Annotated in this window: 20 protein-coding genes; 15 read left to right on the top strand and 5 right to left on the bottom strand. The window is 71.7% G+C overall.

Features of this window, described 5'->3' with window-relative positions:
• Positions 1–7 precede the first annotated feature (7 nt).
• The 3 genes from BM028_RS09465 (at position 8) to BM028_RS09455 (ending at position 3,614) form a co-directional block, all read left to right on the top strand.
• Positions 8–1,321 carry an MFS transporter gene (locus tag BM028_RS09465; RefSeq protein WP_217647243.1) on the top strand — a complete coding sequence of 438 codons (1,314 nt, stop codon included), beginning with the start codon at positions 8–10 and terminating at the stop codon, positions 1,319–1,321.
• 71 nt (positions 1,322–1,392) lie between these two features.
• Positions 1,393–3,135, top strand: a complete 1,743-nt coding sequence (locus BM028_RS09460) for a dihydroxyacetone kinase family protein (protein WP_092386183.1) — start codon at positions 1,393–1,395, stop codon at positions 3,133–3,135.
• Complete coding sequence (locus BM028_RS09455) at positions 3,132–3,614, top strand: ribose-5-phosphate isomerase (RefSeq protein ID WP_092386181.1); 483 nt, start codon at positions 3,132–3,134, stop codon at positions 3,612–3,614. The genes BM028_RS09460 and BM028_RS09455 overlap by 4 nt, the downstream gene beginning before the upstream one ends.
• Positions 3,615–3,745: 131 nt before the next feature.
• On the opposite strand, the gene BM028_RS09450 is transcribed toward BM028_RS09455, so the two are convergent.
• Positions 3,746–5,215, bottom strand: coding sequence for an FGGY-family carbohydrate kinase (locus tag BM028_RS09450; RefSeq protein ID WP_092386179.1), 1,470 nt, complete (start codon positions 5,213–5,215; stop codon positions 3,746–3,748).
• 122 nt (positions 5,216–5,337) lie between these two features.
• On the opposite strand from BM028_RS09450, the gene BM028_RS09445 reads away from it, so the two are divergent.
• Genes BM028_RS09445 through BM028_RS09435 form a run of 3 tightly spaced genes read left to right on the top strand, consistent with a single transcriptional unit; the run spans position 5,338 to position 8,232 of the window.
• Positions 5,338–6,408: a LolA family protein gene (locus BM028_RS09445; RefSeq protein ID WP_070418247.1), complete on the top strand. Its 1,071-nt coding sequence runs from the start codon at positions 5,338–5,340 to the stop codon at positions 6,406–6,408.
• Complete coding sequence (locus tag BM028_RS09440) at positions 6,405–7,355, top strand: ABC transporter ATP-binding protein (protein ID WP_092386177.1); 951 nt, start codon at positions 6,405–6,407, stop codon at positions 7,353–7,355. The genes BM028_RS09445 and BM028_RS09440 overlap by 4 nt, the downstream gene beginning before the upstream one ends.
• Positions 7,342–8,232, top strand: coding sequence for an ABC transporter permease (locus BM028_RS09435; protein WP_302847581.1), 891 nt, complete (start codon positions 7,342–7,344; stop codon positions 8,230–8,232). The genes BM028_RS09440 and BM028_RS09435 overlap by 14 nt, the downstream gene beginning before the upstream one ends.
• Here the strand turns inward: BM028_RS09435 and BM028_RS09430 are convergent.
• The 4 genes from BM028_RS09430 to BM028_RS09415 form a co-directional block, all read right to left on the bottom strand.
• Positions 8,229–9,290 (bottom strand): NADP-dependent oxidoreductase, encoded by a 1,062-nt coding sequence (locus BM028_RS09430; RefSeq protein ID WP_092386175.1) that lies wholly within the window; start codon positions 9,288–9,290, stop codon positions 8,229–8,231. The genes BM028_RS09435 and BM028_RS09430 overlap by 4 nt on opposite strands.
• A gap of 147 nt (positions 9,291–9,437) precedes the next feature.
• Complete coding sequence (locus BM028_RS09425) at positions 9,438–10,352, bottom strand: metallophosphoesterase (RefSeq protein ID WP_071295615.1); 915 nt, start codon at positions 10,350–10,352, stop codon at positions 9,438–9,440.
• A 103-nt stretch (positions 10,353–10,455) separates the two neighbouring features.
• Complete coding sequence (locus BM028_RS09420; RefSeq protein WP_092386173.1) at positions 10,456–10,797, bottom strand: L-rhamnose mutarotase; 342 nt, start codon at positions 10,795–10,797, stop codon at positions 10,456–10,458.
• Positions 10,798–10,853: 56 nt separating this feature from the next.
• On the bottom strand, positions 10,854–12,215 hold the full coding sequence (locus BM028_RS09415; RefSeq protein ID WP_217647242.1) for an MFS transporter: 1,362 nt from the start codon (positions 12,213–12,215) through the stop codon (positions 10,854–10,856).
• A gap of 123 nt (positions 12,216–12,338) precedes the next feature.
• On the opposite strand from BM028_RS09415, the gene BM028_RS09410 reads away from it, so the two are divergent.
• From BM028_RS09410 to BM028_RS09370, 9 genes are all read left to right on the top strand, one after another.
• On the top strand, positions 12,339–13,349 hold the full coding sequence (locus BM028_RS09410; RefSeq protein ID WP_071295613.1) for a LacI family DNA-binding transcriptional regulator: 1,011 nt from the start codon (positions 12,339–12,341) through the stop codon (positions 13,347–13,349).
• 429 nt (positions 13,350–13,778) lie between these two features.
• A complete protein-coding gene (locus tag BM028_RS09405) occupies positions 13,779–14,873 on the top strand; it encodes a LacI family DNA-binding transcriptional regulator (RefSeq protein WP_175496039.1) in 1,095 nt (364 codons plus the stop codon).
• Between the two features lie 518 nt (positions 14,874–15,391).
• The gene (locus BM028_RS09400) at positions 15,392–16,714 is read left to right on the top strand and encodes an ABC transporter substrate-binding protein (protein ID WP_071295611.1); all 1,323 of its coding nucleotides are present in this window, start codon (positions 15,392–15,394) and stop codon (positions 16,712–16,714) included.
• A gap of 79 nt (positions 16,715–16,793) precedes the next feature.
• Positions 16,794–17,648: a carbohydrate ABC transporter permease gene (locus BM028_RS09395; protein WP_083295454.1), complete on the top strand. Its 855-nt coding sequence runs from the start codon at positions 16,794–16,796 to the stop codon at positions 17,646–17,648.
• A 5-nt stretch (positions 17,649–17,653) separates the two neighbouring features.
• A complete protein-coding gene (locus BM028_RS09390) occupies positions 17,654–18,520 on the top strand; it encodes a carbohydrate ABC transporter permease (protein ID WP_254789534.1) in 867 nt (288 codons plus the stop codon).
• A gap of 121 nt (positions 18,521–18,641) precedes the next feature.
• Complete coding sequence (locus tag BM028_RS09385) at positions 18,642–20,957, top strand: family 78 glycoside hydrolase catalytic domain (RefSeq protein ID WP_092386169.1); 2,316 nt, start codon at positions 18,642–18,644, stop codon at positions 20,955–20,957.
• Between the two features lie 267 nt (positions 20,958–21,224).
• On the top strand, positions 21,225–22,394 hold the full coding sequence (gene rhaI / locus BM028_RS09380; RefSeq protein ID WP_092386167.1) for an L-rhamnose isomerase: 1,170 nt from the start codon (positions 21,225–21,227) through the stop codon (positions 22,392–22,394).
• Positions 22,395–22,399: 5 nt separating this feature from the next.
• On the top strand, positions 22,400–24,487 hold the full coding sequence (locus BM028_RS09375) for a bifunctional aldolase/short-chain dehydrogenase (RefSeq protein WP_092386165.1): 2,088 nt from the start codon (positions 22,400–22,402) through the stop codon (positions 24,485–24,487).
• Between the two features lie 22 nt (positions 24,488–24,509).
• The gene (locus tag BM028_RS09370; protein ID WP_092386163.1) at positions 24,510–25,985 is read left to right on the top strand and encodes a rhamnulokinase; all 1,476 of its coding nucleotides are present in this window, start codon (positions 24,510–24,512) and stop codon (positions 25,983–25,985) included.
• The last annotated feature ends 35 nt before the right edge of the window (positions 25,986–26,020 follow it).

The following is a 26,020-nucleotide window of genomic DNA, read 5'->3' as shown; positions in this document are numbered from 1 at the left end:
AGCAAGCATGTCAACGACGACACAGCGCGCCACCGGTGCGCCGACGATGCCCCGCACCGAGGGCCGGCTCGACAAGATGGGCATCCCCCGCCCGCTCGCCCTCGGCTTCCTCGCCGTCCTGGTCTTCATGACCGGCAACGGCGTCGAGTCGAACTTCATCACGCCGCACATGGTCGCGGTCCTCGGCTCCCCCGAGGCCACGGTCGCGACGATCGTCACGTTCTACAGCCTCGCCGCCCTGGTGGGGAGCTACGTCTCCGGCGCCCTCGCCGACCTGGTCGGTCCGCGACGGGTGATGATCCTCGGGTTCGCCGTCTGGGTCGTGTTCGAGGTCCTGTTCCTCATCGCCCTCGGGCTCGGCAGCGTGCCGTTCGCCGCCGTCGCCTACGCCATCCGCGGCTTCGGGTACCCGCTGTTCGCCTTCGCGTTCCTGGTCTGGGTGAACATCACGACGCCCGTGGAGCGCAACGGCTCGGCCGTCGGCTGGTTCTACGTCGCCTTCACCGGCGGTCTGCCCACGCTCGGCTCGCTCTTCGCGATCGGCGCCATCCCGGTGTTCGGCGGCGGCACGGTCGGTGAGACCGGCGCGATGATCGCCTCGATCGGCCTCGTCGTGATCGGGTTCCTCATCCTGCTGTTCGGGGTGCGCCTGCCGAACGGGTTCTCCCGCATCGCACCGGAGGGCGAGAGCGCCTGGCGCGTGCTGACGAGCGGCATCCGCCTGACGGCCACGCGACCGAAGATCCTGATGGGCTTCCTCGTCCGTCTGATCAACACCGCGCCGGAGTTCGGCATGTTCGTCATCCTCCCGGCCGTGATCGCGAACGAGCGCGGCTGGGGCCAGAGCCGGTGGCTGCTCATGACGGTGTGCGTCTACGCGACGAACATCCTCGTGAACGCCCTGTTCGGCTGGGTCGGCGACAAGATCGGCTGGCAGCGCACCGTCAAGTGGTTCGGCATCGTCGGGTCCGCCCTCGGGCTCATCGCCTGGTGGTACGTCCCGCAGCTCGTCCCCGCCGGGTCCGACTGGGGCTACGTGCTCTCCGTCGTCGCCGGTTGCGTGTTCGGCTGCCTGCTCGCGGGCTTCGTCCCGATGGGCGCGATCATGCCGGCGCTCGCCCCCGAGCACAAGGGCGCCGCGATGGCGATGTACACCACCGCCGCCGGCGGAGCCGCGTTCCTCGGTACGGGCGTCGTCGCCGCGGTGCTCGCCCTGGGCGGTGGCGGCCAGGCCGTGACCTGGACGTTCGTCGGCCTGTACGCCTGCGCGTTCGTGATGATCCACTTCCTCAAGGTCCCGCAGGGAGACCGAGGACACTGAACCCCGGGCGACGGCGGCCGTCCCGCCGTCGCCCGGTGCACCACCCCCACTCGATGCGAAGGACAAGCACCATGACCACGATCCACGACGACCCGGAGGAGTTCGCCGAGGACCAGCTCGCGGGCTGGCTCGCCCTCTACGCGGACCGGGTCCGCGGTGTCCACGGCGGCGTCGTCGCCCTGCCGACGGAGGGCGCCGAGCCGCAGGTCGCGGTCGTCGTCGGCGGCGGTTCCGGCCACTACCCCGCGTTCTGCGGCGTGGTCGGGCCGGGGTTCGCCACCGGGGCCGTCGTCGGCAACATCTTCACCTCGCCGTCCACGGCGCAGGTCTACTCGGTCGCCAAGGCGGCGGACCAGGGGAAGGGCGTCGTGCTGTCGTTCGGCAACTACGCCGGCGACACGATGAACTTCGGGCTCGCGGCCGAGCGGCTGAACGCCGAGGGCATCGACACCCGCATCGTGGTCGTCACCGACGACATCGCCAGCGCCGACGAGGAGTCGAAGCGCCGCGGCATCGCCGGTGACTTCTCGGTCTTCAAGGCCATGGGTGCCGCGGCGGCCGCCGGAGCCGACCTCGACGAGGTCGAGCGCATCGGCACCGCATCCAACCGGGCGACCCGCACCATCGGCGTCGCGTTCTCCGGCTGCACGATGCCCGGCGCGACCGAGCCGCTCTTCACCGTCCCCGAGGGCCACCTCGGCCTCGGGCTCGGCATCCACGGCGAGCCGGGCATCGAGGACGTCCCGCTCCTCCGTGCGACCGAACTCGCGTCGCTCCTCGTCGAGCGGCTGCTCGCGGACCGCCCGGAGGCCGCCGGCACCCGGGTCGCGCCGATCCTGAACGGTCTCGGCGACACCAAGTACGAGGAGCTCTTCCTGCTCTGGGGCCGTGTGCTCCCGCTCCTGCAGGACGCCGGGATCGAGGTCGTCGAGCCCGAGGTGGGTGAACTCGTCACGAGCCTCGACATGGGCGGCTGCTCGCTCACCCTGCAGTGGCTCGACGACGAGCTCGAGACGCTGTGGAGGGCCGACGCGTACACGCCCGCGTACCGCAAGGTGGCGGCGCCGGTCGCGGCGCTCGTGCCGGCCGACGCCGTGGACGCCGCCGAGGACGAGGCGACGGTCGTGCCGGACGCGAGTGGCGCCTCCAGGCAGGCCGCGCAGACGGCGCGCGCCGCGATCGAGGCGATCGACGCGCTCCTGCGGGAGCACGAGGAGGAGCTCGGCCGCATCGACGCGGTCGCCGGGGACGGCGACCACGGACGCGGCATGGTGAAGGGGATCGGTGCGGCCCGCAAGGCGGTCGACCGGGCGGGCCAGGAGGCAGGCGTCGCCTTCGTCCTCGGACGCGCCGGTGACGCGTGGGCCGAGTTCGCGGGCGGCACCTCCGGGGTCCTGTGGGGTGCGGCGCTCGAGGCGTTCGGCCGGTCGCTCCGCGACGACCGCTCCGCTTACGAGGCGTCCGACGTCGTCGAGGCGGCGCAGGCGTTCGCGGACTCGATCGTGCACCTCGGCGGGGCGTCCCGCGGGGACAAGACGCTGCTCGACGCGCTGCTCCCGTTCGTCGACGAGCTGCGGGGCGGCGTCGAGGCTGGCACGCCGCTCACCGAGGCGTGGCAGGCTGCCGCGCAGGTCGCGGTCACGGAAGCCGCTGCGACCGCAGACCTCAAGCCGAAGGTCGGGCGTGCCCGGCCGCTGGCGGAGAAGAGCCTGGGGACACCCGATGCGGGTGCCACCTCGATGGGGATGATCCTCACGCGGGTCGGCGAGGTCCTCGCCACCCGTGCAGCAGACAAGGAAGGGACACACGCATGACGTACCGTCTCGTGGTCGGTTCGGACGACGCAGGGTTCGACTACAAGGAGATCATCAAGGCCGACCTGCTCGCCGATCCGCGGGTGGAGTCCGTGGTGGACGTGGGGGTCGACGCGGGCGGCCACACCGCCTACCCGCACGTCGCCGTCGACGCCGCACGGCTCGTCGCGAACGGCGAGGCGGACCGGGCGATCCTGATCTGCGGCACCGGACTCGGCGTCGCGATCGCCGCGAACAAGGTCCCCGGCATCCGGGCCGTCACCGCGCACGACTCGTTCAGCGTCGAGCGCTCGATCCTGTCGAACGACGCCCAGGTCCTCTGCATGGGCCAGCGCGTCGTCGGCGTCGAGGTCGCCCGGCGCATGGCGCGCGAGTGGCTCGGCTACGAGTTCGACCGCTCGTCCGCGAGCGCTTCGAAGGTCGCGGCGATCTGCGAGTACGACGGCAGCGCGCCGGCGGGCGTGGACGCGTCCGCGTAGGGCCGCCGCGCTCCGCGTGTGCCGCCGCGCTCCGCGTGGGCCGGCGCGAGCCGCACAACCAAAGTGGGCCCGAACCGCGTCTTTCCGCGGTTCGGGCCCACTTGCGTTGTGCCGCAGCGACCGGCACCACGTCAGCCGCGCGCGGCCAACCGATGCACGACGGCCTTCGTCGCCTCGTACAGCTCGCGGTAGTCGCGGTAGCCCGGCTCGTACGCCGCCGTCGCCGCGGGATCGGGCTCGATGCGCGCGGCCGGTGGGTTCCACGCGGTGACGTCCACGTCCTCGACGAGCCCGGCCGCGAGGAACGCCGACCCGTAGCACGCACCGATCGTCACGCTCGGAACCGTCTGCGGCAACCCGGTGACGTCCGAGACGATCGTCGGCCAGAGCCGTCCGAGCAGCCCGCCGCCGGCGCCGACGAGCTCATGGACCTCGACCCCGGCCTCGCGCAGCACCTCGACGTTGTGCCGCACCGCGTAGGCCGTCGCCTCGAGCGTCGCCCGGTACAGGTCACCGCGGGTGTGCCGCACCGTGAGGCCCGCGATCACCCCGCGTGCGTCCGGGTCCGCGATCGGGGTCCGCTCCCCCGCGAAGTACGGCAGCATCAGCAGGCCGTTCGCCCCGATGCCGGCGCAGCGGGCCTCCTCGAGCATCGTCGACCACTCGCCGTCGACGAGCCGCCGGAGCCAGTCGGTGATCGCTCCGGAGGTCGCCATCCCACCGGCGACGCTCGGCTGCCCCGGACGGGTCCCGACGGTGGTCCACATCCCCGGCACCGAGACCGGCTCGTCGGTCGGCGCGATCATGAACATCGTCGTCCCGTACTGCAGGAACATCCGACCGGGTGCCGCGGCTCCGACGCTCACGCCCTCGGCCCAGGCGTCGATGGTCCCGGCCGTCACGGGGATGCCGACCGGGAGGCCCGTGGCCGCAGCCGCCGCGGCCGTCACGGTGCCGGCCCGGTCACCCGACCAGACCAGTCGCGGCATGGCGAGCCCCGGCGCGAGCCGTTCGCACCACGCGTCGATCCACGTGTCCTCGCGCACGTCGTAGAGCGGTGTGCACTGGCTCGCCGAGTGGTGGTCGAGGACGTACTCCCCCGTCAGCAGCTCCACCACGCGTGACGACGGCATCGTGAACCGCGCCGCACGCGCCCACACGTCGGGTTCGTGCCGGGCGACCCAGGCGAGCTTGACCCCGGCCGCCTGCGTGCTGAGGGCGGAGCCGCACCGGGAACGGACCGCGTCCTCGCCGCCGAGCTCGGCCGTCACGGCGGGGAGCATCTCGGCCGTCCGGGTGTCCACGCCGTACAGGATCGCGGGCCGCAGCGGTTCCCCGGCGTCGTCGGTGAGGAGCACGCACGGGCCGATGCCGCTCACGCCGACGGCCTCGACCTCGGCGTCCGGCACCCGCTCGAGCAGCTCACGGGTCAGGGCGGTGAACTCGTCCCACCACACCGCGGCGTCCATCTCGACGAGCCCCTGCTCCGGCCGGTCGACCTCGTGCCGTCGTCCGACCTCGGCGATCACCGTGCCGTCGAACCGCGTGAGCAGCGCCTTCGTGCTCGACGTCCCGATGTCCAGACCGAGCACCGCCCGCATGCCGCCTCCTTCGCCGCCACCGACCCGCGTCGGTCGCCCCCGAGTCTACGAACGCCCAGCCCACTGTCGGCGGGCCGACGTACCGTACTGCCGACTCCGAATGCTCCACCGAGGGGAAACCGATGAAGAAGTCAGCCTGGCTGCCCGCCGTCATCGCACCGGTCGTCGTCGCCGGCGCCGTCGCTGCGCCGATGATCGCGAACGCGTCGAGCGACCCGGTCGCGGGGACGAACCCGAGCGCGGCGGACGTCATCGCCAGCATCGCGGGGTCGTCCGACGCGAAGTACTCCGGCAAGCTCGTGCAGACGAGCGACCTCGGCCTGCCGGAGCTCCCGACCGGGTCCGGCGGCTCCTCGCTCGAGGGCGACGCCTCGGACGCGCTCGGCCTCCTGACCTCGTCGCACACCGCCCGCGTCTACGTCGACGGCCCCGACAAGCAGCGCGTCCAGCTGACGCAGCAGCTCGCCGAGCAGGACCTCGTCCGGAACGGGTCCGACGTCTGGACCTGGGACTCGAAGGAGCGCACGGCGACGCACGTCACCCTCCCGAAGGACGCCCGGACACCGGAGTCCGGCGCCGCGACGCCGTCCGACATCGCCAAGCAGGCGATCGACGCGATCACGCCGAGCACCACGGTGTCGAAGCCGAAGGACGTCCGGGTCGCCGGCCACGACGCCTGGCAGATCACCCTCACGCCGAAGTCGACGGGCACGCTCGTCGGGTCCGTGCGCCTGGCGGTCGACCAGCAGACCGGCCTCCCGCTGCGCGCCACGATCGAGGCGAAGGGCCAGTCCGACCCCGCCGTCGAGGTCGGCTTCACGAGCCTGCAGTACGGCGCGCCGGCCGCACGCCTGTTCGACTTCACGCCGCCCACGGGCGCCACGGTCGAGACGAAGGACCTCTCCGACGCGGCAGCCCACGGCACGGGCGACGCGCAACACCGACACGGACGCACCGGCGACGAGCCGACGGTCACGGGGACGGGCTGGAGCACCATCGCCGAACTGCCGAAGGGCTCGGTCGACCAGACGGCGCTCGGCGACGACGCCAGTGGACTGCTCGACCAGCTGACCCGTTCGGTCGACGGCGGTCGCGCGGTGCAGACCTCGCTCGTCTCGGTCTACCTCACCGACGACGGCCGGGTCCTCGCGGGCGCGGTCCCGGTGTCGGCGCTGGTCGCCGCAGCCGAGTGAGCACGCCCGACACAGCCCTCGCGATCCGCACCACCGGCTTGGCGAAGGTCTTCCGCAAGCAGCGCGCGGTCGACGGGATCGACCTGGCCGTCCCGCGCGGTGCGGTGTTCGGCTTCCTCGGTCCGAACGGCTCCGGCAAGACGACGACGATCCGCATGCTCCTCGGGCTCTCCAGCGCGACGGGCGGCACGATCGAGGTGCTCGGCGAACCGATGCCGAAGGCCCTCCACGACGTGCTGCCGCGCGTCGGTGCCCTCGTCGAGGGTCCGGCGTTCTACCCGTACCTCTCCGGCCGCGCGAACCTGTTCCGGTTCGACGCCGCCGACCCCACCTCCGACCCACGGACCCGCAAGACCCGGGTGGCGAGCGCCCTCGATCGCGTCGGGCTCTCGCACGCGGCCGACAAGAAGGCGCACGCGTACTCGCTCGGCATGAAGCAGCGGCTCGGGCTCGCGAACGCCCTGCTCGCCCCGCGGGACCTCCTCGTGCTCGACGAACCGACGAACGGCCTCGACCCCCAGGGCACGCGCGAGGTCCGCAACCTCATCCGCTCCCTCGCCGACGACGGCACGACCGTGTTCGTCTCGAGCCACCTGCTCGCCGAGATCGAGCAGGTGTGCACGCACGCCGCCGTGATGCGGACCGGCAAGCTCGTCGCGCAGGGGCCGCTCGACGAGCTCCGCGCCGCCGGTGCCCGGACGGTCACGGTCCGGACGCCCGACCTCGGGCAGGCCGGCACCGTGCTGAGCCGTCTCGGCCTGACCCCGCGGCACGAGGGCGGTGCCGACGTCCTCGTGGCCGACCTGCCACCAGAGGTCCTGCCCGAGACCATCACGACCGAGCTCGTCCGCGCCGACGTCCGGGTGCGCGGGCTCACCGTCGGCGGCGGCACCCTCGAAGACCTCTTCGTCGCCCTCACCGGAGAGGGCTTCGATGTCGCAGCCTGACGCCGCCACCGTGCCGACGGACGACCCGCAGTCGCACGACGTCCGCGCCTCCCCGCGTCCCCGCCAGCGCCCCTTCGCACTCCTCGGCTCCGAGCTCGCCCTCGTCTTCCGGCGCCGCCGCACGTGGGCGATGCTCGGGGCGCTCGCCCTCGTGCCGATCCTCATCGCCGTCGCCGTCCGGCTCACGACCGGTGACGACTCCGGCGGTCCTGCGTTCCTCGGCGACATCACGAACAACGGGTTGTTCGTGGCGTTCACGGCGCTGACCGTGTCGATCCCGCTGTTCCTGCCGCTCACCGTGGGCGTGGTCGCGGGTGACACCGTCGCGGGCGAGGCCAGCCAAGGCACCATCCGCTACCTGCTCGTCGCCCCGACCGGCCGCGTGCGGTTCATCCTCGTCAAGTACGCCGGGGCGGTGGCGTTCTGCCTCGCCGCGACGCTCCTCATCGTCCTGGTCGGGGCCGCGATCGGCGCCGTGCTGTTCCCGATCGGCCCGGTGACCCTGCTCTCGGGCACGCAGGTCGACGGCTGGTCCTACGCCGGCCGGGCCGTGCTGCTCGCGCTCTACGTGACGCTGTCGATGCTCGGGCTGTCGGCGATCGGGCTGTTCGCCTCGACCCTGACGAGCGTGCCGGTCGGTGCGATGGCCGCGACGGTGGTGCTCGCCGGGGCGTCCCAGGTGCTCGACCAGCTGCCGCAGCTCGACTGGTTGCACCCGTACCTGTTCTCGCACCAGTGGCTCGGGTTCGGCGACCTGCTCCGCGACCCGATCGCGTTCGACTCGTTCGGGTCGAACGCCGTGCTCCAGCTCGGCTACGTCGTCGTCTTCGGCGCGCTGGCGTACAGCCGGTTCACCACGAAGGACGTCCTGAGCTAGGCGCTCGGGCTCGCCGACCCGCCCGCCATCGTCTCGGAGTCGCTCCCCCGCGCGTCGGCGTACCGGTCGCGCAGGTCCCGGGCCTTCTCCGAGCGGTACCAGTCCATCCGTGCACCGGTCTCGACGGTCTGCATGCCGATCACGACCTTGCCGCGGGACTTCATCTCGGCGAGGTCCTCGTACGCCTCGACGATGTACTCGAACGGGTAGAACCCGGAGATGAGCACCTGCACGCGACGGTCCTGCACGGCCTTCGCCAGGAGGGTCAGGAGTTCCCGGGTCTCCTCGTCCTCGGCCGGCGCCCGCAGGAACCGGATCTCGATGTCGCGTCGTGCCTCGGACGACACGAACCGCCCCGGTGCGACGCCGAGGCGTTCCGCGAGTTCCTCGGCCCGGCTCTCACCGTGGTTGTCGATGAACGCGGTGACCGGGCGGCCGTCCGCGATCGCTCGGATGCGTTCCTCCTCGCCCTCGCCGTACACGACGGGCAGGGTGCCGATCTGGCGGAGGTAGTCGTGGTTGCGCGCACTGCCGAGCGCGATGACGGTCGCCCCGGCGTCGTGCGCGAGCTGGCACTCGATGTGCCCGACGCCGCCGGCCGCGGCGGTGATGACGACGGTGTCCTCCGGTCCGAGCTTGAGGCTCCGGACGACCGACACCGCGGTGCACCCGGCCAGGTAGAGGCCGCCGGCGACCTCCCAGCCGACGTGCTCCGGCTTCTTGATGACGGCAGCGCGCGGCACGACGAGCCAGGTGGCGTGCGACCCGCCGGTCGGTGCGTGCCCCATCACCTCGTCGCCGACGCGCAGGTCCCTGACCCCGTCGCCGCGCGCCCGGACGATGCCGGCGAAGTCGACGCCCTGACGAGCCGGGAACGTGAGCTCGATGTGGTCCTGGAGCTTGCCCTCCCGCAGGAACCGTTCGATGTGGTTGAGCCCCGCCGCGACGATCTCGACGACGATCTCGCCGGGACCCGCCTCCGGGCGTTCCTGCGGGACGAGCTCGACGACGTCGAAGTCGCCGTACCGGTCGTACTGCACTGCACTGCCGATCCGCATGGGGTGCTCCTTCGCTCCAGGTGTGCCACCGGCCTACTCGGAGTTCCCGACTGCAACCCGAACGCGCGGGGTACCGGCGTCCGCACACGACGGACGGGAGGGACGGTGCGGGCCCGCACCGTCCCTCCCGTCCGACGAACGGTGCGTCTACTGCCCGGTGGACGCCTCGATGACGCGCGCCACGGTGTCCGCGTCGAGCGCGAACGCGAGCGGGTCCGCGTCCGGCCGCGGCACGCGGACCGGTGTCGACCAGACCGAGCCGTCCTCGGCGACGTCGACGACGAGCGCTCCGGAGTCGACGTACGCGGACTCCTCGTCGTAGGCGCCGGTGACGTCGGTGTCGTTCGCGACACCGGGCGCGACGAGCACGGGCACGCCCGCGAGGGTCCCGGCGAAGTGGTGGTGGTAGTGGCCGGCGAGCACGACCCGGACGTCGGAGCCGCGGATCGCGTCGGCGAGCGCCTCCGGGTTGCGGAGCCGCAGGGCCTCGTGCAGCGCGGTCGGTGCCGGCAGCGGCGGGTGGTGCAGCACGACGACGGTGCCGTGCGGCGCGTGGTCGCCGGCGAGCGCGGCGCGGAGTCGTTCGAGCGACGCCTCGGCGATCTCGCCGTAGCCGACCCCGGGGACGCTCGTGTCGACCGTGACGATCCGCCGTCCCGCGACGAGGGACTGCCCCCAGACCGGCACGGTCGGCGGGTGGTACTCCATGGTGTGCATGAGCGGCCGGCCGCCCTCGCCGAGGACGTGGCCGTTCGCGAGGACCTGTCGGAACCCCTCGCGGAGGTCGTGGTTGCCCGGGACGGTGACGAGCGCCGCACCGTGGCGTTCCGCCCAGCCACCGACGCGCTCGAGCACTGCGGCGTACGACTCCGGAGTGCCGTCCTCGGAGACGTCGCCGGACACCACCACGAGCCCGATCCCCGGGACGCCGTCGACCCGGGCGAGCACACCCTCGAGTGCGGCGGTCGTGTCGACGGACCCCTGGTGCAGGGCACCGTCGCCCGTGAGGTGGGTGTCGGACAGGTGGAGGACGCGGAGGGTCCCGGCTGCGGGCTGCTGCATGGCCCCACGGTAGCGAGGGTGCCTTGCAGTCCCCGGTGCCCCGCGGGCGTCGTTCAGTGAGCAGGAATGGTCGGGTCCGGCGACGGGACCCGACCATTCCTGCTCACGATGCGCCCGACGCGAGCTGGTCCTCGAGGTTGAAGACCTCCGGCAGCACGCGCGCCGCCTGGTCCGCCCGCCCGGTCGCGCCGTCGAACAGGTCCTGCATGTGCGCCTCCCACGCGGCGGCCGCCTCGGACGCGGCGAGCGACGCGTCGGCATCCGCCACCGAGTCCGTCTCGTAGTACCCGATGAGCAGGCCGTCGTCGTCGAGGAACAGCGAGTAGTTCCGACGTCCCGCGGCCGCGATCGCCCGCAGCATCGCCGGCCATACCGCGGCGTGCCGCTCGCGGTAGGCGTCGAGGTGCTCGGTCCCCACCTGCAGGCGGAAGCAGACGCGGGTCACGTGATCCGCGCCTCCAGGGCCGTCCGGGAGGCGCGCATCACGCTGGTCCGCGTCGCTCACCGTGGCGTCCGCTCGTCTCGCGCACCCCGCAGCGCCTGCTGGCGCGCGGCGTGCTCCTCGGGCGTGCGGACCGTGCCGGTCGCGCTGGTGACGGTGCCGTAGCGTTCGGCCTCGATCTCCTCGAGGGTCTTGCCCTGCGTCCGCGGCGCCCAGATCGTCCCGACCAGGAACGACAGCGCGAGCAGGCCGAGGATGAGCCCGCCGAGTGCACGGAGCCCGATGTCGGAGAGCAGGAGCGGGAACCAGATGCTCAGCAGCCCGACCATGACCCGCGCGGCGAGGAACAGGACGCCCTGCGCGCTCGCCCGGTACCGGGTGGCGAACAGCTCGCTCGTCCAGAGCCCGTAGAACGCCTGCGCGCCGATGCCCGACGAGATGCCCCACGCGATCGCGAAGAACAGCAGCGTGCCGAGGTTCGCGGGCGCGTAGATGAGGACGGCCCAGGCGACGACCGCGAGCGCGGCGCCGATCGCGTAGAGCACCCTCCGGCTCATGCGGTCGGCGAAGCGCATGAACCCGAAGTACGTCGCGGCGACGGTGCAGCCCCACACGAGGATCTGCAGCCCGTACTGCTCGGTGACGCTCGTCACGCCGGTGGCGGAGTAGACGCGGGGCTGGAAGATGCCGGCCTGCCCGGCCACGGTGTTCCAGAGCGCGTAGACGCCGAACAGGAACAGCATCGCGGTGAGGTTCTTGCGGCGGCTGAACAGCTGGGTGAAGCCGTGGAAGAAGTTCGCGGAGCCGGTGGCCGCGCGCTCGTCCTTCCAGATCGTGGACTCGGGCAGACCGCGTCGCAGCCACCACACGATCGCGGCGACGACGAACAGGTGCGCGAAGATCAGGCGGCTGCCGAGGAGCCCGAGCGGCGCGGCGGCGATGGCCAGGGCGAAGCCGACCATGGGGCCGATCGACCAGGCGAGCTGCGCGGTGCCGACGTGGGCAGCGCGCTTGTCGGCCGGGGCCTGCTCGGCGATGTAGGTCCAGCTCGCGGGGACGCCCGCGCCGACCGCGATGCCGGTGAGGATGAACCCGACGAGGAGCATGCCGTAGCTGCCGGCGAACACCGCGAGCAGGATCCCGAGCATGTAGAGCAGCAGGTCGTAGGTGTAGATGAACTTCCGGCCGTAGCGGTCGCACAGGGGTCCGCCGATGATGGCTCCGGCCGCTGCGCCGAACGCGTTCGCGGACAGGCTGGCGAGGAGCCCGACCTGCAGGTCCCCGACGTGGAACTGCGCCTGCCAGAGGCTGAGGCTCGTGGCGATCGCGATGATCGACCCCGACTCGATGTAGTTCGACATGGCGACCGAGATCGTCGCCTTCCAGCCCGTGGTGTTGCGGGCTCCGATACGGACCGCCATTGGTCCTCCGTTCGCGTGTTCGTCAGTGAATCGTTTCAACGGTGCTGCGGAGACGGTACTCGTCGTTCGGCCGGAGGGCAAGTCGCTCCACCGGAACGCCCGCCCCGATGCCAGGATGACCCCATGGCAGTGAGCGTTCGGGACGTCGCAGCGCTCGCCGGCGTGTCACTCGGCACCGTCTCGAACGTGCTGAACCGTCCCGACAAGGTGGCACCGGGGACCGTCGAACGCGTGCAGTCCGCGATCGCCGAACTCGGGTTCGTCCGCAACGACTCCGCCCGCCAGCTCCGCGCCGGCCGCAGCTCGACCGTCGGGCTCATCGTGCTCGACGGCGGCAACCCGTTCTTCACCGACGTCGCGCGCGGCGCCGAGGACGCGGCCATGCAGAAGGGCCTGGCCGTCCTCGTCGGGAACTCCGACGAGTCGGTCGACCGCGAGCACACCTACGTCGACCTCTTCGAGGAGCGACGCGTCGCCGGACTCCTCATCTCCCCCGCCGGGGACGACCTCGGCCGCCTCGAGCGCCTGCGCGACCAGGGCACCGCCGTGGTCCTCGTGGACCGCCGTGCCGACGACGAGCACTTCGCGTCCGTCTCCGTCGACGACGTCGCCGGAGGCCGCATCGCCGTCGCACACCTCACCGCGATCGGACGCCGGCGGATCGCCTTCGTCGGCGGCCCGTTCGGCATCCGGCAGGTCACCGACCGCCACTCCGGCGCGGTCGCCGCGGCCGAGGCGGCGGGTGCGGCGCTCGAGGTGATCCCGACCACGTCGCTCTCCGTCCTCGAGGGTCGGCGCGTCGGCGAGGAGATCCAGGCCCGCCCGGCCGCCGACCGCCCGGACGCGGTGTTCGCGGCGAACGACCTGCTCGCCGTCGGCCTCGAACAGGCGTTCATCATGCGCGGGTCGATCCGGGTTCCGGAGGAGATCGCGATCGTCGGGTACGACGACATCGCGTTCGCCGAGGCCGCGGTCGTCCCGCTCACCTCGGTGCGGCAGCCGGCGCAGGACCTCGGGCGGCGGGCGATCGAACTGCTGCTCGCCCAGGTGGACCAGGGGCAGGGCACGGACCAGCTGCACGTGGAGTTCACGCCCGAGCTCGTCGTGCGGCAGTCCACCGTCGCCGAGCGCTGAGGCGCGCTGGGCGCTGCGCGCTTCGCCGCGCACCCGTGATCGTGCCGCCGGAGCGACAGGACACAGGCATGCCGTGGCGTCCGTGCCGGCAGAGCGACAGACCCCAGGCAACCGTTCGCGGCACACCGTCGCGTTCGCGGACCGGGCGGCGAGCCGCGTCGGACGGGAGGCGCGGGTCGGCGCCGCACCGCGCCTCCCGTCACGGCCGTCGCCCCGCTGGCGCGGTGCGCCGGAACCGGGTGGTGGGGCCCACCTCCCGTCCGACGGATGGCCGGGACGGTGCGTCGGTGCGCCGTCCTGTCCGGCGGATGGCCGGGAGGGCGCGCCGGTCCGCCGTTCTGTCCGGCGGATGGCCGGGTGGGCGCGTCGGTCGGCCGTCCTGTCCGGCGGATGGCCGGGAGGACGCGCCGGTCCGCCTACGATCGGAGCATGGTGCATGTCCCCCGGCGCGACGGACCGCCGAGCGTGCACCACGTCGCCGCTCGGGCGGGCGTCTCGCTCGCGACGGTCTCGAACGTGCTGAACCACCCGGAACGCGTGGCCGACGCGACGGCGGCGCGGGTCCGTGCCGCGATCACCGACCTCGGGTACACGCCGAACCGCAACGCGCGGGCACTCGCCTCGGGGAGTACGCGGGCGATCGGGCTCGTCGTGATGTCCCTCCGCAACTCCCTGTTCAGCGACATGGTGAACGGTGCGCAGCTCGCCGCGCGTGAGCGTGGGCTGACCCTGCTCATCACGAGCAGCGAGGACGACCTGCAGGCGCAGGGTGAGCACCTCGCGTTCCTCGAGAGTGCACGCGTGTCGGGGATCCTGCTCGCCCCGATGACCCAGTCCCGCGAGCAGGTCGAGACCACGCGGCGGCACGGGCGACCGGTGGTCTACGTGAACTTCGAGCCGACCGAGGTCGATGCGTGCTCGGTGGTGGTGGACAACGAGCAAGCGGCGTTCCTCGCGACGGAGCACCTCATCGAACGCGGCTGCCGACGCATCGGGTTCGTCAGCGCCCGCGCGGAGCTGCAGCCCGTCGAACGTCGGCGGGCTGGGGTGCTCCGTGCGGTCGCCGCCCACCCCGAGGTCACGCTCGTCGACATCGACGCCGGAGACATCGACCCTCCCGGCGGGACCGACGCCGGTGCACGCATCGCCGCGATGCCGGCGGACGAGCGTCCGGACGGCATCCTCGGCGTGACGGACCTGCTGGCGATGGCGGTCGTGTCCGAACTGCGCGCGGCGGGGAACCGGGTGCCGGAGGACATCCCGGTGTCGGGCTGCGACCACAACTCGGTCGCGTGGGGCGGTGCCGTGCCGCTGACGTCGGTGACGATGCACGGGTCGGAGATGGGCGCGGCGGCGGTCGAGCTCATGCTGGCCGAACTCGACGAGGACCCCGCGGAGCACGTGCACCGGACGGTCGTGCTCGGGAGCGAGCTCGTGCCGCGCGAGAGCACCCTCGGGCGGGCGGGGGCGGCCGAGGCGGCTGCCCGGACGGCGCCGAGCGACCCGAGGCGTACCGAGGCCTGAGCGGCCGCGCGCGGCGCTCGGCGCTCGGCGTTCGGCGTTCCCGAGTCTCACCTCGGCGGACACTTTCGCGGGCGCGGAGCCGCGAAAGTGTCCGCCCAGGCGAGTCTCGCGCGGTGGCCCGCGCGCGCGAAACCTCGGGACCGCCCGCCCGCCGCGCCCCGACCGCTCCGCCAAAGCGACAGTTCACAGGACGGCTCCGCGCTTGACACCGCCGAAGCGACACATTCCCACGCGGGTTCGGCGGCACGGTGTCGCTTTGCCGCCAGCGCAGCCGCACCCGCCCCGCCCGCCCAGCGCACCCCGCCCGCCGGGGCCGACCCGCGCCTCCCGGCTCCCGCGGCCGGCGGGACCGCGCACTTGCGTAACGAATCAGGATCGGTGATTGACACGCTTCAATCCGCATGGTTCCATTCCGATTGAAACGTTCTAAACAGCACCACCGGGAACCGCATCGGCGCGGTGACCGGGTCCGTTTCACCCGGGTTCCCCCAGTCCCGGGCCTTACGAGGAGGTAAGGAATGTCAGCTCGTCCCCTGACCACCAGGTTGCTCGCCATCGGCGGCGCCGCGGTCCTCATCGGCAGCCTGGCCGCGTGCTCGTCGGGCGGCTCCGCCGACACCGGCAGCGGCGGCGGCAAGGTCACGATCACGTACCTCGCCGACAACGCCGAGGCCACCGCCGCCACCGCGAAGCCGCTCATCGCCGCGTTCGAGAAGGCGAACCCCGACATCACCGTCAAGTTCGACACGAAGCCGCAGGGCACCGACGGCGACAACCTGGTGAAGACCCGGCTGTCGACCGGCGAGATGGCCGACGTCTTCAACTACAACTCCGGCTCGCTCATGCAGGCGCTCAACCCGGACAACACGCTCGTCGACCTCTCGAAGGAGAGCTGGGCGAAGGACGTCGACCCGCAGTTCACCAAGGTCGTCAGCACCGACAAGGGCATGTACGGCGCACCGTTCGGCACCAGCTTCGGCGGCGCCGTCCTCTACAACAAGAAGGTCTACGCGGACCTCGGCCTGAGCGTCCCGACCACGTGGTCGGACTTCATCAGCAACAGCGAGAAGATCAAGGACGCCGGCATCGCGCCGATCATCCAGACCTACGGCGACACCTGGACCAGCCAGCTGTTCGTCCTCGGCGACTTCGCGAACATCACCGCGCAGCAGAAGAACTGGGCGACGCAGTACACGAAGCACAAGGAGTCCTACGCGGAGCAGCCGGCACTGGCCGGGTTCCAGCACCTCCAGGAGGGCAAGGACAAGGACCTCTACAACGAGGACTACGCGTCCGCCACGCAGGCGAACGGCCTGAAGATGCTCGCCGAGGGGAAGGGCGCCCAGTACCCGATGCTGACCAACGCGATCTCGGCGATCCAGCAGGACTCGCCCGACGCGGTGAACGACATCGGTGCCTTCGCCCTCCCGGCGGAGAACGCGGACGACACGAACCTCACCATCTGGGAGCCGAACGGCCTCTACATCCCGAAGACGACCACGGGTGACAAGCTCGCGGCCGCCAAGAAGTTCGTCGCCTTCGCGAACTCGTCCGAGGGCTGCAAGGTGCAGAACGACACCGGCACCCCCGGTGGCCCGTACGTCATCTCGACCTGCACCCTGCCCGACTCCGTCCCGCCGATGATCGGCGACCTGCAGAAGTACCTCGACGACGGCAAGGCGAGCCCGGCACTCGAGTTCCTCTCCCCGATCAAGGGCCCGAACCTCGAGAAGATCTGCGTGCAGGTCGGCTCGGGCATCACGAACGCGGCGAAGGGCGCTGACCAGTACGACGACGACGTCGTCCAGCAGGCCCAGCAGCTCGGCATCAAGGGCTGGTGATCCGGTGACCGCGACCCTCACGACGGCGGTGGCCCCGCCGCAGACCACGAAGGCGGGCCCCGGGCCGGCACGGCGCCGCATGCGCTCGTTCTACCCGGCCTGGTTCTTCATCCCGGCGATCGCGCTCTACGTCGTGTTCTTCGCGGTCCCGACCTTCGCGGGGTTCTACTTCTCGCTCACCCGCTGGACGCTGTTCGACCAGACCTTCATCGGCTTCGACAACTTCGTCCGGTTCTTCCAGGACCCGCAGCTCGTCTCCGGGTTCGTGCACACGTTCGAGTACGGGTTCGTGACGAGCGCGGCGAAGGTGGTCCTCGGACTCGCCCTCGCCCTGCTCCTCACGAGCCCCGTGCTCGGGCGCGGGTACCTCCGAGCGGTGGTGTTCTTCCCCGTGCTGGTGTCGACCATCGGCATCGGCATCACGTTCAAGGCGCTGATGGACCCCTTCCACGGGATCATCAACGGCGCCCTCGGGGCGGTCGGCCTCCCCACACCGGGGTGGCTGACCGACCCGGCCCTCGCCCTCTGGAGCGTCGCCGCGGTGGACGTCTGGAAGGGCGTCGGCATCGCGACGCTCATCTTCATCGCCGGCATCGTGGCGATCCCGCAGGAGTACTTCGAGGCCGCCCGGGTCGACGGCGCCAGCGCGTGGACGATCTTCAAGAACATCACGCTGCCGCTGTCCCGCCCGGCGATGGGGACGGTCATCATCCTGTCGCTCATCGGCGGCCTGCGGTCGTTCGACCTCATCTGGGCGATGACCGGCGGCGGCCCCGGCTTCACGAGCGACGTCATCGCGAGCGTGATCTACAAGCAGTACCAGGCCGGGTTCTACGGGCTGTCGACCGCCGGCAACGTCGTGTTGTTCATCGTGGTCACGGCGATCATGGTCCCGATCTCCTGGCTCATCAACCGCAAGGAGGCGGACCTGTGACCGCGATCACCAGCCAGCGGCTGACCCCCACACGAGCCCGGAGCCGCAACACCGCACGCAAGTGGGTCATCGGCATCGTCGCGATCGTCGTCAGCTTCGTGGTCTTCCTCGTGCCGTTCGTCTTCGTCCTGCTGCAGGCCGCGAAGAGCCCGGCCGAGGCCAACCAGCTCGGCTTCAGCCTGCCGACCCAGTGGCAGCTGTGGCAGAACCTCGTGGCGGTCATGCAGACGGGCGACGGCGGGATCCTGCGCTCGTTCCTGAACAGTGCCGTGCTCACCGTGGGGAGCGTCATCATCATGGTGGTGTTCTCCGCGATGGTCGGCTACGTCCTGCAACGGCGGCCGAGCAGGTGGAACGGCCTGATCAACTTCTTCGTCCTGGCCGGCCTCATCGTCCCGCCCGCGATCGTCCCGACGATCTGGGTGCTGCAGGGGCTCAACCTGTTCAAGACCATGGGCGGGATGATCCTCATCGAGGCGACCTTCGGCCTCTCGTTCTGCATCCTGCTCTTCCGGGCGTTCGTCGCGACGATCCCCAAGGAGCTCGACGAGGCAGCCGTGCTCGACGGCGCCGGTCCGATCCGCCTGTTCTTCGGGGTCGTCCTGCCGCTGCTCAAGCCGGTCATCATCACGGTCGTGCTCGTGCAGTCCGTGACCGTGTTCAACGACTTCACGAACCCGCTGTACTTCCTGCCGGGTTCCGAGAACGCGACGGTGCAGCAGACGCTGTACACGTTCCAGAGCCAGTCGGTCAGCCAGCTGAACCTGCTGTTCACGGACGTGCTGCTCATCACGATCCCGCCGCTGATCCTCTACATCTTCTTCAACCGTCAGATCGTCGCCGGCATGACGAGCGGCGCCGTCAAGGGCTGACGCCCGATCCACGGCCTGGAGGCGCGACCTGCCTCCACCACCCCGCTCCCGCGGGCGGGTGGCCGGGCCCACGACCCCCGCACCGGTCGACGACGACCGGTCGCGCGAAAGGACACACCACATGACCGCCTGGACAGCACCGTTCATCGCGAGCGACGCCGACCTCGGGAGCGCACCGATCCTGCGCCGGGAGTTCACCCTCGACGACGGCCACGGCGCCGTGACGAGCGCGACCCTCGACGTCAGCGCCCTCGGCGTCGTCGAGGCCTGGCTCGGCGGGCAGCGCGTCTCCGACCACCTGCTCGAGCCGGGGTGGACGAGCTACGAGTGGCGCGTCCGCGTCGTCTCGCACGACGTCACGGCACACCTCACCGATGCCGAGCCGGGTGGCGCCGCCGTCCTCGCGCTCGTCCTCGGCAAGGGCTGGGCCGCCGGACGCCTCGCCTGGGGCGGCGGTGGCGGCTGGTACGCCGACGAGGTCGCCGGGTTCGCCGAACTCCGCGTCACCTTCGCCGACGGCCACGAGCAGCTCGTCGCGACCGACACCGACTGGCAGGCGCTGTCGAGTGCGATCACGGCCGACCAGCTGTACGACGGCGAGGACGTCGACGCCCGCCTGCGCGACGGCTCCTTCCTCACGCCCGGCGACGTGACGGTGCCGAGCGTGGACGGACACGAGGGCCGCACGAGCACGGTGCACACGGTGGACCTCGGGGAGCGCGAGCTCGTCGCCGACACCGTGCCGCCCGTCCGACCGCTCGCCGAGATCGCCCCGGTCGAGGTCTGGACGAGCCCCGCCGGCGCCACGCTGGTCGACTTCGGCGTGAACCTCGTCGGCTGGATCCGGGTGACCGCGTCCGGCCCGGCGGGGACGGTCCTGACCCTGCAGCACGCCGAGGTCCTCGAGCACGACGAGCTCGGCACGCGCCCCCTGCGCACCGCGAAGGCCACCGACCACTTCACCCTCAGCGGGGACGGCCAGGACGTCTTCGAGCCGCGCTTCACGTTCCACGGCTTCCGGTACGCCCAGGTCGACGGGTGGCCCGGCACGCTCGACGAGCTCCGCACCGCCCTCACCGCGGTGCAGGTCGGGTCGGACCTCCCCCGCACCGGCACGTTCGAGTCGAGCCACGAGCTGTTGAACACCTTCCACGACAACGTGGTGCGGGGCATGCAGGGGAACTTCCTCAGCGTGCCGACGGACTGCCCGCAGCGCGACGAACGACTCGGGTGGACCGGCGACATCGCGGCGTTCGCACCGACGGCGTCGTACCTCTTCGACACGCGGGCGTTCCTCGGCGACTGGCTCCGCGACGTGTGGCTCGAGCAGCAGCACGCCGACGGCATCATCCCCTTCGTCGTGCCGGACGTGCTGAAGTACTCCCCCGCCGAGGACTTCGGCAAGCCCGACGCCACCGCAGTCTGGTCGGACGCCGGGGTGTGGGTGCCCTGGACGCTCTACCAGGCGTACGGCGACACCGCGGTGCTCGAGGAGCAGTTCCCGTCCATGGCCGCGCACCTCCGGCGGGTCCGCGACCACCTCTCCCCCGAGGACCTGTGGGACACCGTGTTCCAGTTCGGCGACTGGCTGGACCCGGACGCCCCGCCGGAGGACCCCGCGGCGGCGAAGGCCGACAAGGGCGTCGTCGCGACGATCTGCGCGTACCGGTCCGCCACCATCGCGGCGGACGCGGCCGAGCTGTTGGGCGGCCACGAGGCGGAAGCCAGCGAGTTCCGGGAACTCGCGTCGCGCCTCCAGGCCGGCTTCCGGACCCACTACCTGCAGGACGACGGTCGGATCCTGTCCGACTGCACGACCGTGTACACGCTCGCGATCGTGTTCGGGATCCTGTCCGAGGCGGAGCAGGCCACGGCCGGCGACCGTCTGGCGGAGCTCGTCGAGCAGTCCGGGTACCGGATCTCGACGGGCTTCGCCGGGACGCCGTTCATCACGGATGCGCTGACGCAGACCGGACACCTCGAGGACGCGTACCGGCTGCTGCTGCAGACCGAGTGCCCGTCGTGGCTGTACCCGGTGACGATGGGCGCGACGACGGTGTGGGAGCGGTGGGACTCGATGCTGCCGGACGGCACGATCAACCCGGGCCAGATGACGTCGTTCAACCACTACGCGCTCGGTGCCGTGGCGGACTGGATGCACCGCGTGGTCGGTGGTCTCGCGCCGTTGACGCCCGGGTACGAGTCGGTGCTCGTGGCACCGCAGCCCGGAGGCGGCCTCACGTGGGCGTCGACCTCGCTCGACACCGTGCACGGGCACGTCGCCGTGCGGTGGGAGCTCGTCGACGGGGAGCTGCTCGTGCGGGTGACCGTGCCCGAGGGCGTCACCGCGGTGGTGCGGCTGCCCGGTGCTGCGGAGCAGCGCGTGTCGGGAGGCACGCACGAGCTGCGCGCGCCGGCCGCGGTCCCCGCGGGGTAGCGGCGGCCGCGGCGCGGCGGCGCGGCCCGGCCCGGCCCGCCGGCCCGCCGCGCCGCCCGGCCCCGCCGCGCCCCCGCCGCGGCGGCCGCGGGCGGCGCACAACCAAAGTCACGTTGCGCCGCGCGATCGCGCGGTTCGAACGCACTGTGGTTGTGCAGCACCGCCCCGAACCGCCACCACGGAGCGCGCGACCAGACCCCGGCTTGCGCGAACCCCGCGCAGCACGTACCGTATGAAACGATTCAATCGACACGAGGAAGTGACACGATGACATCAGCGAGCTTCAGCTCCGTCGCCGACCAGCTGGCCCGGCAGGCGATCGAGCTCCCGAGCTGGGCGTTCGGCAACTCCGGCACCCGCTTCAAGGTGTTCGGGACCCCCGGCACCCCGCGCGACCCCTACGAGAAGATCGCCGACGCCGCCCAGGTCCACCGGTACACCGGGCTCGCACCGACCGTCGCGCTCCACATCCCGTGGGACCTCGTCGACGACTTCGCCGACCTGAAGCGCCACGCGGAGGAGCACGGCGTCTCCCTCGGCACCGTCAACTCGAACACCTTCCAGGACGACGACTACAAGTTCGGCGCCCTGACCCACGTCGACGAGTCGATCCGGCAGAAGGCGATCGACCACCACCTGCGCTGCATCGACGTGATGGACGCCACGGGTTCCCGCGACCTGAAGATCTGGCTCGCCGAGGGTTCGAACTACCCCGGGCAGGAGGACATGCGCTCCCGCCAGGACCGCCTCCACGACTCGCTGACCACGATCTACGACCGCCTCGGCCCGGACCAGCGCCTCGTGCTCGAGTACAAGTTCTTCGAGCCGTCGTTCTACCACACGGACGTCCCGGACTGGGGCACGAGCTACGTGCAGACGGCGGCGCTCGGCGACAAGGCGATGGTCTGCCTCGACACCGGCCACCACGCCCCCGGCACGAACATCGAGTTCATCGTCATGCAGCTCCTCCGCCTCGGCAAGCTCGGCAGCTTCGACTTCAACTCGCGCTTCTACGCCGACGACGACCTGATCGTGGGCGCCGCTGACCCGTTCCAGCTGTTCCGCATCCTCGTCGAGGTCATCCGCGGCGGCGGCTACGACAACCCCGACGTCGCGTTCATGCTCGACCAGTGCCACAACATCGAGGACAAGATCCCCGGGCAGATCCGCTCGGTGCTCAACGTCCAGGAGATGACGGCCCGAGCACTGCTGCTCGACCGCGTCGCACTGACCGCCGCACAGGAGGCGCACGACGTCCTCGGCGCGAACGAGATCTTCATGGACGCGTACCAGACCGACGTCCGGGCCGACCTCGCCGCATGGCGCGAGTCCCGCGGGCTCCCCGCGAACCCGATGCGCGCCTACCTCGACTCCGGTTACCAGCGGCAGATCGCCGAGGACCGGGTCGGCGGCGTCCAGGCCGGCTGGGGCGCGTAGACATCATGACAAGCACAGGACTGGAGGCACGGGTGGACCCCGCAACGCACGGCACCGACGCAGACACGACGATCAGTGCGCTCGTCGCACGTTCGAACGCGCTCGGCTCGGATCCGCGGATCACGAACTACGCGGGCGGCAACACCTCCGCCAAGGGCACCGACACCGACCCGGTCACGGGCGAACCGGTGGAGCTGCTCTGGGTGAAGGGCTCCGGGGGCGACCTCGGCACCCTCACCCCGGCGGGCCTCGCAGTCCTGCGCGTCGACCGCGTCCGCGCACTGCAGGACGTCTACCCCGGCGTCGAGCGCGAGGACGAGATGGTCGCCGCGTTCGACCACACCCTGTTCGGTCGCGGTGGGGCAGCACCCTCCATCGACACCGCGATGCACGCCCTCGTCGACGCCGCGCACGTCGACCACCTGCACCCCGACGCCGGCATCGCCATCGCGACCGCCGCCGACGGCCCGGCCCTGACCGAGCAGGTCTTCGGCGACAAGGTGGTCTGGGTGCCGTGGCGCCGACCGGGGTTCCAACTCGGGCTCGACATCGCAGCGGTCAAGCGGGACCACCCCGCGGCGATCGGCACGATCCTCGGCGGCCACGGCATCACCGCCTGGGGCGACACGAGCGATGAGGCCGAGGCGAACTCCCGCTGGATCATCGACACGGCAGAGGCCTTCATCGCCGAACACGGGAAGGACCAGCCGTTCGGCCCCGTCCGCCGCGGCTTCGAGGCGCTGCCGACGGACGAACGCCGCGCGCGCGCCGCCGCCCTCGCCCCGACGATCCGGGGCATCGCCGGCCACGACAAGCCCGTCGTCGGCAGCTTCACCGACAGCCCGGTGGTGCTCGACTTCCTCGCGTCGTCACGGGCAGAGGAGCTCGCGGCCCTCGGGACGAGCTGCCCGGACCACTTCCTCCGCACCAAGGTGAAGCCGCTCATCCTCGACCTGCCCGCCACGGCGACGGTCGAGGAGCAGACCGCCCGCCTGCACGAGCTCCACGAGCAGTACCGCGTCGACTACCAGGCGTACTACGACCGGCACGCCGACGAGACGAGCCCGGCGATCCGCGGCGCCGACCCGCTCATCGTGCTCGTCCCGGGCATCGGCATGTTCTCCTACGGCAAGGACGCCCAGACCGCCCGCGTCGCCGGCGAGTTCTACGTGAACGCCATCAACGTCATGCGCGGCGCGGAGTCTCTCAGCACCTACGCCCCCATCGACGAGGCCGAGAAGTTCCGCATCGAGTACTGGGCCCTCGAGGAGGCGAAGCTCCAGCGGATGCCCGCACCGAAGAAGCTCGCCACGCGCATCGCCCTCGTCACCGGAGCCGCGAGCGGCATCGGCAAGGCCATCGCGAAGCGCCTGGCGGCCGAGGGCGCCGCGGTCGTCATCGCGGACCTCGACCTCGCCAAGGCGCAGGAGGCCGCCGCCGAGATCGGGAACACCGACACGGCGATCGGCGTCGCCGCGAACGTGACGGACGCCGGCGCGATCGACCACGCGGTCCAGCAGACGCTCCTGCACTTCGGCGGCCTCGACCTCGTCGTGAACAACGCCGGGCTCAGCCTCAGCAAGAGCCTGCTGGAGACCACCGAGCAGGACTGGGACCTGCAGCACGACGTCATGGCGAAGGGCTCCTTCCTGGTGTCGAAGGCGGCCGCGAAGGTCCTCATCGAGCAGGGCCTCGGCGGCGACATCGTGTACATCTCGTCGAAGAACTCGGTGTTCGCCGGCCCGAACAACATCGCCTACTCGGCGACCAAGGCCGACCAGGCGCACCAGGTCCGGCTGCTGGCGGCCGAACTCGGTGAGCACGGGGTGCGCGTCAACGGCATCAACCCCGACGGTGTCGTCCGTGGCTCGGGCATCTTCGCGTCCGGCTGGGGTGCGAACCGGGCGAAGACGTACGGCATCGAGGAGCAGGACCTCGGCAAGTTCTACGCCCAGCGCACGATCCTCAAGCGCGAGGTCGTGCCCGAGAACGTCGCCAACGCCGTCTACGCCATCTGCACCGACGACTTCTCGCACACGACCGGCCTGCACGTCCCCGTGGACGCCGGGGTCGCGGCAGCGTTCCTGCGCTGATGTCCGGGACAGAGGGAGCAGCATGACGAACAGCGGCAGCGTCGCCGCGGTCGACCTCGGCGCCACGAGCGGGCGGGTGATCGTCGGCCACGTCGACACCGACGGCGTCCGGATGGAGCACGTCGCCCGGTTCCCCAACGGCCCGGTCGCGCTCCACGAGGGCGATCGCGACGCCCTGCACTGGGACGTCGTCGAGCTGTACCGGCAGGTCACCGCGGGCCTCGGCGACGCCTTCGCCCGGGATCCGGACATCGCCAGCATCGGCATCGACTCGTGGGCGGTCGACTACGGGCTGCTCCGTGGCGGGCGGCTGCTCGGGCTGCCGTCCCACTACCGCGACGCACGACACGAAGGCGGCGTCGCGACCGTGCACGAGCGGCTCTCCGCCGCCGAGCTGTACGCCCGGAACGGCCTGCAGCATCTGCCGTTCAACACCCTGTTCCAGTTCGCCGCCGATCCGTCCCTGCAGCTCGCGCAACGGGCGCTCCTCGTGCCCGACCTGCTCGGCTACTGGCTGACCGGCGTCGAGGCGGCCGAGCGCACGAACGCCTCGACGACCGGGGTCCTGAACGCGACCACCCGCGGGTGGGACCCGGCGTTGCGGGCTGCTGCGCGCCTCCCGAGCGGACTCCTGCCCACCCTGCGCGACCCGGGCGACCGACTCGGTCCCCTGCTGCCCGCCGTCGCCGAGGCGGTCGGCGGCACCGCGCCGGTCACGCTCGTCGGCTCCCACGACACGGCCTCGGCCGTGGTGGCGGTACCGGCCACCGACCCGGACTTCGCGTACATCTCGTCCGGCACCTGGTCGCTCGTCGGCGTCGAGCTCGACGCACCCGTCCTGTCGGACGCGGCTCGCGAGGCCAACTGCACCAACGAGGGCGGCGTCGACGGACGCGTCCGGTTCCTGAAGAACGTGTCCGGACTGTGGCTGCTCTCCGAGAGCGTCCGCACCTGGGAGCGCGGTGGCGAGCGCGTCGACCTGGAGGCGCTGCTCGCCTCCGCAGCGGACGTCACCGCCCCGGTCCCCGTCTTCGACGTCGCGGACGACACGTTCACCGCGCCGGGTGACATGCCGGCACGGATCGCCGCCTGGTGCGGTGCACACGGACTCGCCGCCCCGGCATCGCGGGCCGAGACCGTGCGGTCGATCCTCGAGTCGCTCGCCTCGGCGTACGCCTCGACCCTCGAGACGATCGTCGCAGTCACGGGCCGAGACGTCCGACAGGTGCACGTCGTCGGCGGAGGATCGCAGAATGGGCTCCTCTGCCAGCTCACCGCCGACCGCATCGGGCTCCCCGTGCTCGCCGGGCCGGTCGAGGCGACCGCGCTCGGCAACGTCCTCGTGCAGGCGCGGGCCGTCGGGCTCGGCGGCCTCGGTGGCGCCTCACTCGAGGCCCTGCGCTCGACGATCGCCCGTTCCGTCGAACCCGTGCGCTACACCCCGCGAGCCGATCACTCCACCCACCGATCCACCCCGAGACGTAGGATGTCTGTATGACCTCGACCGACGACCAGCACCGCGTCGACCCCGCG

It is taken from the genome of Curtobacterium sp. YR515 (assembly GCF_900113095.1).
Lineage (GTDB): Bacteria > Actinomycetota > Actinomycetes > Actinomycetales > Microbacteriaceae > Curtobacterium.
Note: the sequence above shows the minus strand (reverse complement) of the source record. Positions and strands in the feature narration are given on the sequence as shown.

What these genes read in the sequence shown, in the direction of transcription:
- BM028_RS09415 (WP_217647242.1), bottom strand. Translation starts at nt 12,215, where the DNA reads ATGGCGGTCCGTATCGGAGCCCGCAACACCACGGGCTGGAAGGCGACG.
- BM028_RS09405 (WP_175496039.1), top strand. Translation starts at nt 13,779, where the DNA reads ATGGTGCATGTCCCCCGGCGCGACGGACCGCCGAGCGTGCACCACGTC.
- BM028_RS09425 (WP_071295615.1), bottom strand. Translation starts at nt 10,352, where the DNA reads ATGCAGCAGCCCGCAGCCGGGACCCTCCGCGTCCTCCACCTGTCCGAC.
- BM028_RS09465 (WP_217647243.1), top strand. Translation starts at nt 8, where the DNA reads ATGTCAACGACGACACAGCGCGCCACCGGTGCGCCGACGATGCCCCGC.
- BM028_RS09410 (WP_071295613.1), top strand. Translation starts at nt 12,339, where the DNA reads ATGGCAGTGAGCGTTCGGGACGTCGCAGCGCTCGCCGGCGTGTCACTC.
- BM028_RS09435 (WP_302847581.1), top strand. Translation starts at nt 7,342, where the DNA reads ATGTCGCAGCCTGACGCCGCCACCGTGCCGACGGACGACCCGCAGTCG.
- BM028_RS09460 (WP_092386183.1), top strand. Translation starts at nt 1,393, where the DNA reads ATGACCACGATCCACGACGACCCGGAGGAGTTCGCCGAGGACCAGCTC.
- BM028_RS09385 (WP_092386169.1), top strand. Translation starts at nt 18,642, where the DNA reads ATGACCGCCTGGACAGCACCGTTCATCGCGAGCGACGCCGACCTCGGG.
- BM028_RS09450 (WP_092386179.1), bottom strand. Translation starts at nt 5,215, where the DNA reads ATGCGGGCGGTGCTCGGTCTGGACATCGGGACGTCGAGCACGAAGGCG.
- BM028_RS09430 (WP_092386175.1), bottom strand. Translation starts at nt 9,290, where the DNA reads ATGCGGATCGGCAGTGCAGTGCAGTACGACCGGTACGGCGACTTCGAC.
- rhaI (WP_092386167.1), top strand. Translation starts at nt 21,225, where the DNA reads ATGACATCAGCGAGCTTCAGCTCCGTCGCCGACCAGCTGGCCCGGCAG.
- BM028_RS09455 (WP_092386181.1), top strand. Translation starts at nt 3,132, where the DNA reads ATGACGTACCGTCTCGTGGTCGGTTCGGACGACGCAGGGTTCGACTAC.
- BM028_RS09445 (WP_070418247.1), top strand. Translation starts at nt 5,338, where the DNA reads ATGAAGAAGTCAGCCTGGCTGCCCGCCGTCATCGCACCGGTCGTCGTC.
- BM028_RS09375 (WP_092386165.1), top strand. Translation starts at nt 22,400, where the DNA reads ATGACAAGCACAGGACTGGAGGCACGGGTGGACCCCGCAACGCACGGC.
- BM028_RS09370 (WP_092386163.1), top strand. Translation starts at nt 24,510, where the DNA reads ATGACGAACAGCGGCAGCGTCGCCGCGGTCGACCTCGGCGCCACGAGC.
- BM028_RS09395 (WP_083295454.1), top strand. Translation starts at nt 16,794, where the DNA reads ATGCGCTCGTTCTACCCGGCCTGGTTCTTCATCCCGGCGATCGCGCTC.
- BM028_RS09400 (WP_071295611.1), top strand. Translation starts at nt 15,392, where the DNA reads ATGTCAGCTCGTCCCCTGACCACCAGGTTGCTCGCCATCGGCGGCGCC.